This window comes from Thermomonas sp., assembly GCF_047606765.1.
Lineage (GTDB): Bacteria > Pseudomonadota > Gammaproteobacteria > Xanthomonadales > Xanthomonadaceae > Thermomonas.
The window spans coordinates 19,960-27,123 of sequence record NZ_JASGED010000080.1 but is presented as its reverse complement, the minus strand read 5'-3'; the positions used below and the strand labels follow the sequence as shown (position 1 = coordinate 27,123).

At 64.7% G+C, this 7,164-nt stretch carries 4 protein-coding genes; 2 read left to right on the top strand and 2 right to left on the bottom strand.

Annotated features, from left to right (window positions below; genetic code table 11):
- Both uvrD and QM612_RS07720 read right to left on the bottom strand, forming a co-directional pair.
- Positions 1-1,969: DNA helicase II (gene uvrD, locus QM612_RS07725; RefSeq protein WP_415253315.1), on the bottom strand; the 1,969-nt coding region annotated here is incomplete at its 3' end.
- Between the two features lie 42 nt (positions 1,970-2,011).
- Positions 2,012-2,605, bottom strand: a complete 594-nt coding sequence (locus QM612_RS07720) for a TIGR00645 family protein (RefSeq protein WP_415253318.1) — start codon at positions 2,603-2,605, stop codon at positions 2,012-2,014.
- A gap of 265 nt (positions 2,606-2,870) precedes the next feature.
- Here QM612_RS07720 and QM612_RS07715 point away from each other — a divergent pair, with 265 nt between their 5' ends.
- Both QM612_RS07715 and QM612_RS07710 read left to right on the top strand, forming a co-directional pair.
- Positions 2,871-5,567, top strand: a complete 2,697-nt coding sequence (locus QM612_RS07715; protein WP_415253314.1) for a TonB-dependent receptor — start codon at positions 2,871-2,873, stop codon at positions 5,565-5,567.
- A gap of 114 nt (positions 5,568-5,681) precedes the next feature.
- Entirely contained in the window at positions 5,682-7,142 is a 1,461-nt protein-coding gene (locus QM612_RS07710) for an MFS transporter (RefSeq protein ID WP_415253313.1), read from the top strand.
- Positions 7,143-7,164: the final 22 nt, after the last annotated feature.

Sequence of the window (7,164 nt, the reverse complement as noted above, 5' to 3'; positions counted from 1 at the left end):
GCGGACGCACTTCATTGAGCAGATTGGCCGGAATTTCGCGCAGGAAGCGCGACGGGATGCCGTACATGTCCTGCCCGTGCAGGCGACGCGCCTCGGCGTAGCTGAGCACCAGCTTCGCGCGCGCGCGGGTGATGCCCACGTAGGCGAGACGGCGCTCCTCTTCCAGTCGCCCGCTTTCGTCCAGCGAACGGTTACTGGGGAACAGCCCCTCTTCCAGGCCCGCCAGGAACACCAGCGGGAACTCCAGTCCCTTGGCCGAATGCAGCGTCATCAGCTGCACGCCATCCTCACCGGCCTCGACCTGGCCTTCACCGGCCTCCAGCGCGGCATAGGACAGGAAGGCGACCAGTTCGCTCATGCCTTCCTGGCCATCCTCTTCCGCCGCGATGTCTTCGCGGCGCACGAAACGCGAGGCGACCGATACCAGTTCGTCGAGGTTCTCGGTGCGTGATTCGGAGTCGAGACCGCCGCGGCTTTCGCGCGCCCAGTGATCGCGCAGGCCGGAGCGGGCGAGCACATGGTCGACGCGCTCGGCCAGCGTCATCTCGGCGGTCTCCTCCGCCAGTTGGTCCACCAGCGCGGCGAAGGCCGCCAGAGCGTTGCGTGCGCGACCCGCGAGCTCACTGCCCTGTGCCGCCAGCGAGGCAGCACCCCACAGCGACACGCGCGCACCACGTGCGAGCCGGCGCACTTCGTCCAGCGTGCGTTCGCCGATGCCGCGCGTGGGCGTGTTGACCACGCGCTCGAACGCAGCGTCGTCCGCGCGGTTGGCCATCAGCCGCAGGTAGGCCAACGCGTCCTTGATTTCCGCGCGCTCGAAGAAGCGCATGCCGCCATAGACGCGATAGGGCACCTGCTCGGACAGCAACGCTTCTTCGAAGGCGCGCGACTGCGCATTGCTGCGGTAGAGGATCGCGGCATCGCCCAGGCTGCCTCCGTCGCGCACCCACTGGCGGATGCGCTCGACGACGAAGCGCGCTTCGTCCATCTCGTTGTAGGCGGCATACAGGTCGATCGGCTCGCCGTCGCCGGTGTCGGTCCACAGCTGCTTGCCGATGCGCCCCGGGTTGTGGGCAATCACCGCATTGGCGGCACCCAGGATGTTGGCGCTGGAACGGTAGTTCTGCTCCAGCCGGATGGTCCGCGCCGATGGATAGTCGCGCAGGAACTGCTGCATGTTCTCGACCTTCGCACCACGCCAGCCGTAGATGCTCTGGTCGTCGTCGCCGACCACGAAGACATGCCCGGTGTCGCCGGCCAGCACGCGCACGAAGGCGTACTGGATGGCGTTGGTATCCTGGAACTCGTCCACCAGGATCTGGCGGAAGCGCGTGCGGTAGTGCGCCAGCAGCGCCGGCGTATCGCGCAGCAGTTCGTGGGCGCGCAGCAGCAGTTCGGCGAAATCGACCAGCCCGGCGCGATCGCAGCGCTCCTGGTAGCCGGCGTAGACCTGCCGGCGTATGTCCAGCCAGTCGTCGTTCGGCGCGGGCTGGATGTGTTCGGGCCGGCGGCCTTCGTCCTTCTGTTCGTTGATCCACCAGGTCAGCTGCTTGGGCGGGTACTTGCCCTCGTCCAGCTCCATCGCCTGCACCACGCGCTTGACCAGCCGCTGCTGGTCGTCGCTGTCCAGCACCTGGAAGCCTTCCGGCAGCTTCGCGTCCTGCCAGTGCAGGCGCAGCAGGCGATGGGCGATGCCGTGGAAGGTGCCGATCCACATGCCGCGCGGCTCGCCGCCCAATTGCGTGGCGATGCGCGCGCGCATCTCGCCTGCGGCCTTGTTGGTGAAGGTAACGGCAAGGATGCCGTGCATCGGCACGCCGAATACCTCGTGCAGCCACGCGATGCGATGGGTCAGCACGCGGGTCTTGCCGGAACCCGCGCCGGCAAGGATCAGGTAGTGGCCGGGCGCGGCGGAAACGGCCTCGCGCTGGGCCGGGTTCAGCCCGTCGAGGAGGTGGGAGACATCCATCGCACGGATTTTAACCGGCGCGTTGATGGCGCGCCGCAGGAGTCAGTGCCCCGTGCGCTTGCCCGGCGTCGCGGCCATCAGCTTGTCGGTGTAGGCAATGCCGATGGCCGACAGGATGAACACGATGTGGATGATGGTCTGCCACATCACGCCGGCTTCGGTGAAGCGGCTGCCCGGTGCGCCCAGGTTGCCGATTTCGATGAAGGTCTTGAGCAGGTGGATCGAGGAGATGCCGATGATCGCCATCGCCAGTTTCACCTTCAGCACGCTGGCGTTGACGTGGCTCAGCCATTCCGGCTGGTCGGGGTGGCCTTCCAGCCGCAGGCGCGAGACGAAGGTTTCGTAACCGCCCACGATCACCATCACCAGCAGGTTGGAAATCATCACCACGTCGATCAGGCCCAGCACGATCAGCATGATGACGATTTCGGCGCTCTTCTGGTTCTCCGGTGCCACCGCTTCGGTGGCATGCCCGCCCAGGAACACCTCATTGACCAGATGGATCAGTTCGATGCCGAACTGCCAGACATAGATCGCCTGCGCCACGATCAGCCCCAGGTACAGCGGCAGTTGCAGCCAGCGCGAGGCGAAGATCAGGGCGGGCAGCGGTTGCAGGCGGTTGTTGTGGTCGGACATGCGGGCCATGGATGCGTGGTGGAGCGTGGAGGGTAGCGGTCGTCCGCTGCATTGCACAAGACGAAGGCCAATGCAGCGCACGGACATGCTGCGGCGCAGCGCATATTTTCCCCCGCGATGGCGTTGCATCAAGGTTTTCCGGTGTGCGGCATGCCTGTTTCAGGAATCAATTGACAGCGCTGTCAAAGCATGCGTACAACGCCCCCGACCCGGCCCGAGAGCCGGCCTGCACGATCCGTCACGAACACCCTGGGGAGACACCAACATGACCCGCCATTGCCGGCAACACACGCTCGCCCGCGCGATCCTGGCTTCGCTCATCGCCACCAGCGCCATGCCCGCACTCGCGCAATCCGCCACGGATGCGCAGGACGGCCAGACCTCGACCACCGACGCCAAGCGCGACCCGACCACGCTGGACAAGGTGGTGGTCACCGTCGAGCGCCGCGAACAGGACCTGCAGAAATACGCAGGCACCGCGCAGGCGATCACTGCCGAGGATGCACGCACGCTGGGCATCAACAACGAACTGCGCAACGTGCAGGCGCTGGTGCCGGGCCTGAGCATGGCCAACCAGGAAGGCAACCTGGAAATCTTCATCCGTGGCGTGGGCTCGGCCAACAACACCGAGCTGGGCGACCCCGGCGCGGCGCCGCACATCAATGGCGCCTACATCCCGCGTCCGCGCGGGCTGGGCGGCATGTTCTACGACATCGAGCGCGTGGAGATCAACAAGGGCCCGCAAGGCACGCTGCGCGGCCGCAACGCGCTGGCCGGCACGCTCAACATCATCACCAAGCGGCCCGAGATTGGTGGCGAGGACCTCAGTGGCTACGTGCAGCTGGAAGCCGGCAACCGCGACCATCGCGCCGGCGAGTTCGCACTGAACCTGCCGATGGGGCCATGGGCCGCGATGCGCTTTGCCGGCTACAAGACCGAGAAGGGTTCCTCGTTCGAGAACGCAGGCGCCGCACAGTACCTCGACCCCGCCGGCATCCAGGACGAGCAGGGCGGGCGCGTGTCGTTCCTGTACAAGCCGGACGACGGCAAGCTCAGCATTTTCGTGATGGCCGACATGGGCAAGGAAGGCGGCACCGGCTATCCGGGCGCGAACATCTACTACGCCGCGCGTGCCGGCTACATGCCGGACGACGTGGATCCGCGCAAGATCATCTATCGCGGCGTGCAGGGCACGCTGGACAGCACCAACTGGGGCGCGATGGCGAACATCAGCTACGACTTCGGCGGGGTCACGCTGGAATACAACGCCAGCTTCCGCGATGTCGATTACCAGCAGACCAACGCGCAGAGCGAAGGCATCCTGTGGCCGGGCCGCAACATCGAGCCGCGCTCCGCCACCAATCCCGGTGGCATCGACTACAACAACTACTCCACCCAGTACTGGCTGACCCTGTCGCAGTCGCAGGTGCATGAGCTGCGGCTTTCATCCGACGACGACGCACGCTTCCGCTGGACCACCGGCCTGTTCCATTTCAACGAAGACCAGCAGGTGGGCTATCTGTCGCTGGTGGACTATGGCCGCTGGTATTCCGGCACCGAGTTCACCATGCCCAAGGTCAACGGCAAATCCTCGGCGGCGTTCGCTGACGGCACCTTTGATGTCAATGATCGCCTGCGCCTGAAGGGTGGCCTGCGCTACACCAAGGAAGAGAAGTCGCGCTACGGCATCGGCGGCAACTGGGCGATGGGCCTGCCGGGCACGGTCAACGGCAGCTTTGCCGGTGATTTCGCCACGCGGCTGGGCTCGCCCGGCTTTGCGCCCGCCTTCATGTACCGGCCCAATTTCGACGTGAGCGGCATCACTTCGAATGCGGACAAGGCGAAGTTCCTGCTGCAGGGCATCCTGTCGTACGGCATCATCGACACCATCTACGATCAGCTCGGCCCGGCCGCGAACGGTGGCGACTTCGGCTGCGTGGACCGGCCCGACATCGGCGGCGACACCATCGACTGCCCATACGCGGGCTGGCAACAGGTGAGCGGCATCCCTGCCCAGCAGTTCGGCATCAGCAAGTTCAACTTCACCGACTGGCGCGTGGGCTTCGAATACGACCTGACCCCCGACAACCTGCTGTACGGCACCGTTTCCAGCGGGCACAAGGCCGGTGGCTTCAACGACAGCTTCGATCCCGAGGAAATCCCGGAGACGTTCAAGCCCGAATCGATCATCGCGTGGGAGATCGGCAGCAAGAATGCGTTCAAGCTGTTCAACCGTTCCTCCACCTTCAACGTCAGCGCGTTCTACTACGACTACACCGACCAGGTGTTCCAGGACCTGGCGGTCATCAACACCGATCCGGTCACCGGGGAGGCCAAGGGCTTCTCGCTGGTCAACCGCAACGTCGGCAAGTCGGTGGTGTATGGCATCGAGGCCGAAAGCGTGCTGCGCTTCCCCGGCAACGTCATGCTCAACCTCAATGCCCTGTGGCTGGACAGCGAGATCAAGGAAGGCATCGTCGCCGACGTGCGCAGCCAGGACTACGGCATCGGCGGCGCGACCTCGATGATCGACCTGTCCGGCAACGAGCTGCCACTGGCGTCAGAGCTGACCTTCAACGCACGCCTGCAGCACAGCATGGAGCTTGCACACGGCACGTTTGACTGGCAGGTGCTGGCCTCGTACCGCTCGGGGTTCTACCTGACCCAGTACAACATGCGCAGCATCGAGTTCGTCCGCAAGGATCCAACCACGCTGGAAATCGTGTACGACCACACCGAGGAGGCGGCGGCTGCCGGCTTCCCGGACTACCAGCCGGCGGAAACCACGGTGAATGCCGGCATCGGCTTCACCACGCTCAGCGGCAAGTGGCGCTTCGAGGCCTGGGGCAGCAACCTGCTGGACAACGACGTGTCGCAGAAGGCGCTGGTGGGTACCGGCATCAACGTGCGCTTCCTCAATGATGCGCGCAGCTACGGCATGCGGGTGCGTTACCAGTTCTGACCCGCGACGCCCCGCGGCTCCCGTGGCAGATTGCGGCCTGACGCCGCATCCGCCGCCGGGGCTGCGGGGCGATTTCTTTTCCGAAGACACACCGCCCGGAGGCGATGAAGACCCATGGCCCAACACACCCGCTGGTCGCAGTTCCTCGTCCTCATCACGGTGTTCTTCTTCTGGGGCTTCGTTGCCGCCAGCAACGACATCCTGATCCCGGTGTTCAAGAAGGCATTCCACCTCACGCAGGCACAGAGCATGTACGTGGCGAACGCCTTCTACGTGGCCTATACCGTGGGCTCGCTGATCTACGTGGCGGTTTCCAGATCGATCGGTGCCGACGTACTCAACCGCATCGGCTACAAGAACGGCATCTGCGTGGGCCTGGTGATCTCGGCGCTTGGGTCGTTGCTGTTCTATCCGGCGGCCAACAGCGGTTCGTTCGGGCTGATGCTGTCGGGCCTGTTCATCATCGCGCTGGGCTTCTCGCTGCAGCAGATCGCGGCAAATCCGCTGGCGATCGTCATGGGCGATCCGAAAACCGGCGCGCAACGGCTGACGCTGGCCGGTGGCATCAACAACCTTGGCACCACCATCGGGCCGCTGCTGGTCAGCTTTGCCATCTTCGGCAGCGTGGCCGCAGGCAATACCGTGGCCAGCATCGAAAGCGTCAAGACGCCGTACCTGGTGCTGGGCGCGGCCTTCGTGCTGGTGGCGATCTTCCTGAAGTTTTCCTCGGTGCCAAACCATATCGATCTGGACAAGCTGGCAAGCGAGGAAGCGGAAGACGCCCGCAAGCTTGCGCACAAGAAATCGGCATTCGGCTACCCGCAGCTGGTGCTGGGCATGGTCGCCATCTTCGTCTATGTGGGCGTTGAGGTTTCCACCATCGCCAACCTGCCGGCCTATCTTGAACTGCCGCCGGAAAAGGGCGGGCTTGGCATCGCCACCGCGCTGATCGCGCCGTTCGTGTCGCTGTACTGGGCCAGCCTGATGATCGGCCGCTGGGCCGGCGCGGCGGGCGCGTTTGAAGTCGGCATGAACACCAAACGCATGCTGACGGTGCTGCTGCCTTACCTTGCCTTCGGCGTGTTCCTTGCGGTCAATGCCATCGCCAAGCACGAGATCGCGCACTTCTTCACCTATGGCTTCGTGATCGTGCTGATGATCGCGGCCACGTTTGCGAGCCGTGGCAACCCGGCGCGGATGCTGCTGTATTTCGCGCTGTGCGGCATCGTGTCGCTGTTGATCGGCATGTTCACCAGCGGCATGACCAGCGTGGTGGCCTTCATCAGCGTGGGCCTGTTCTGCAGCACGATGTGGCCGTGCATCTTCGCGCTGGCGATCACCGGGCTGGGCAAGCACACCAACCAGGGCAGCAGCCTGCTCATCATGATGATCATGGGTGGCGGCATCATCAGCTGGGCGCAGGGCGCGCTGGCCGACGCAGTCGGCATCCACTACAGCTTCATCGTGGGCGTGCTGTGCTTTGCCTATCTTGCGTTCTATGCGCTGGCTGCAAGCAAGGCGCTGAAGAATCAGGGCATCGACCTGGACAAGCGGGCGGCACAGGCAGGCCACTGAGGCCAGCATGCAGATGCAGGAT

What these genes read in the sequence shown, in the direction of transcription:
- QM612_RS07720 (WP_415253318.1), bottom strand. Translation starts at nt 2,605, where the DNA reads ATGTCCGACCACAACAACCGCCTGCAACCGCTGCCCGCCCTGATCTTC.
- QM612_RS07710 (WP_415253313.1), top strand. Translation starts at nt 5,682, where the DNA reads ATGGCCCAACACACCCGCTGGTCGCAGTTCCTCGTCCTCATCACGGTG.
- QM612_RS07715 (WP_415253314.1), top strand. Translation starts at nt 2,871, where the DNA reads ATGACCCGCCATTGCCGGCAACACACGCTCGCCCGCGCGATCCTGGCT.